The sequence below is a fragment of the Saccharopolyspora sp. 7B genome, from assembly GCF_020177435.1.
GTDB classification, from domain to species: domain Bacteria; phylum Actinomycetota; class Actinomycetes; order Mycobacteriales; family Pseudonocardiaceae; genus Saccharopolyspora_C; species Saccharopolyspora_C gregorii.
Window position 1 is genome coordinate 1 of record NZ_JAIUKC010000274.1, and the last position, 2,176, is coordinate 2,176.

Genomic DNA, 2,176 nt, shown 5'->3' on the forward strand with positions numbered 1-2,176 from the left:
GAGCCGGGGGACAAGACGATGGTGGACGCGCTCGCGCCGTTCGCCGCGGAGTTCGCCGAGGCGGGCTCGTGGGCGCGGGCGGCGACGGCGGCGCGGCGGGCGGCGGCCGGGACGGCGTCGCTGCGGCCGAAGGCGGGGCGGGCGCGGGAGAACGCGGAACGGGGCCTGGGCACGCCGGACGCGGGGGCGCTGCCGTTCGCGCTGGTCGCGGAGACGATCGCGACGGCGGTGCGGTCCGACCGGGAGTGACGCGGCCGGAGCGGCACCGCCCGGGATCAGCACGGCCCGGGAGCGGCGTCCGCCGGGAACGGAACCGGCCCCGCCGTGGACCGCCCTCGCCCCGCCCAGCCGATGCTTCACCCGTTCGAACGCTGTGATCTGCGGCACCTGTTGCGGCCGCACCGGCTAGGCTGATGATTGGGTCACCGAAGGTTGGAAGCCCGACTAAAAAGCCGACTAGATGAGTCGACCGGCGGCAGCGGTGGCCGATGCGGGCAGGCCGGGATCAACGGTGCGAACGGCGAAAGGTGCGGTGCGGTATGTCCCAGGAGTTGGAGCACTTCATCGGCGGCGAACGGGTCGCCGGTACCTCCGGGAACTTCGGTGACGTGTTCGACCCGAACACCGGCGGGGTGCAGGCCAAGGTGCCGCTCGCCTCCGCCGAGGAGGTCGCCGCCGCGGTCGCGAACGCGGCCGAGGCCCAGCCGGCGTGGGCCGCGCAGAACCCGCAGAAGCGAGCCCGGGTGCTGATGCGCTTCCTGCAGCTGGTCGGCGAGGAGATGGACTCGCTGGCCCGGCTGCTCTCCGCCGAGCACGGCAAGACCGTCGCCGACGCCAAGGGCGACATCCAGCGCGGCCTGGAGGTCGTCGAGTTCGCGGTCGGCGTGCCGCACCTGCTCAAGGGCGAGTACAGCGAGAACGCGGGCACCGGCATCGACGTGTACTCGCTGCGCCAGCCGCTGGGTGTGGTCGCGGGCATCACGCCGTTCAACTTCCCCGCGATGATCCCGCTGTGGAAGGCCGCTCCGGCGATCGCGGCGGGCAACTCCTTCGTGCTCAAGCCCTCCGAGCGGGACCCGTCGGTGCCGCTGCGGCTGGCCGAGCTGTTCGTCGAGGCGGGCCTGCCGCCGGGTGTGCTCAACGTGGTCAACGGCGACAAGGTGGCGGTGGACGCGGTGCTCACCGACCCGCGGATCGAGGCCGTCGGGTTCGTCGGCTCCTCCTCGATCGCCGAGTACATCTACGCGACCGCCGCCGCGCACGGCAAGCGCGCGCAGTGCTTCGGCGGCGCCAAGAACCACATGATCGTGATGCCGGACGCGGACCTGGACCAGGCGGTGGACGCGCTGGTCGGTGCGGGATACGGCTCGGCGGGCGAGCGGTGCATGGCCATCTCGGTGGCGGTGCCGGTCGGCGAGGCGACCGCGGACGCGCTGGTGGAGAAGCTCGTGGAGCGGGTGCGCAAGCTCAAGATCGGCACCAGCTTCGACGCGGATGCCGACTTCGGGCCGCTGGTGACCAGGCAGGCGCTGCAGCGGGTGGACGAGCTCGTCGCCGCCGGGGTCGAGGAGGGCGCGTCGCTGCTCGTCGACGGCCGCGGGTTCGCCCTGGAGGGCCACGAGGACGGGTTCTTCGCGGGCGCCTCGCTGTTCGACCACGTCACCCCGGACATGCGGATCTACCGCGAGGAGATCTTCGGCCCGGTGCTGTCGGTGGTGCGCGCCGCGGACTACGAGGAGGCGGTGCGGCTGCCCAGCGAGAACGAGTACGGCAACGGCGTCGCGATCTTCACCAGGGACGGCGACGCGGCGCGCGAGTTCGTCAGCCGGGTGAACACCGGCATGGTCGGGGTGAACGTGCCGATCCCGGTGCCGATCGCCTACCACACGTTCGGCGGCTGGAAGCGGTCCGGATTCGGCGACCTCAACCAGCACGGGCCGGACTCGATCAAGTTCTACACGAAGACGAAGACGGTGACCTCCCGCTGGCCCTCCGGGCTCAAGGAAGGCGCCAGCTTCACCATCCCCACGATGAACTGACCCCGCGCCCCCGGGGGGGCCCCCCCGGGGGGCCCCCCCCGGGGCCCGGGGGGGGGGGGGGGGGGGGGGGGGGGGGGGGGGGGGGGGGGCGGGCCCCCCCCCGGGCCCCGGGGGGGGGGGGCCCCGCCGGGGGGGGG

The 2,176-nt window shown here is 73.8% G+C and carries 2 protein-coding genes; both read left to right on the top strand.

Annotated elements, in window-relative coordinates; translation table 11 throughout:
* Window positions 1–249, top strand: a 249-nt coding sequence (locus tag LCD33_RS28515; protein WP_224978498.1) for a DAK2 domain-containing protein, incomplete at its 5' end; no start/stop codon positions are given.
* A gap of 290 nt (window positions 250–539) precedes the next feature.
* Entirely contained in the window at window positions 540–2,039 is a 1,500-nt protein-coding gene (locus tag LCD33_RS28520; protein WP_224962538.1) for a CoA-acylating methylmalonate-semialdehyde dehydrogenase, read from the top strand.
* Window positions 2,040–2,176: the final 137 nt, after the last annotated feature.

Coding starts and splice junctions, on each gene's coding strand:
- LCD33_RS28520 (WP_224962538.1), top strand. CDS start 540: ATGTCCCAGGAGTTGGAGCACTTCATCGGCGGCGAACGGGTCGCCGGT.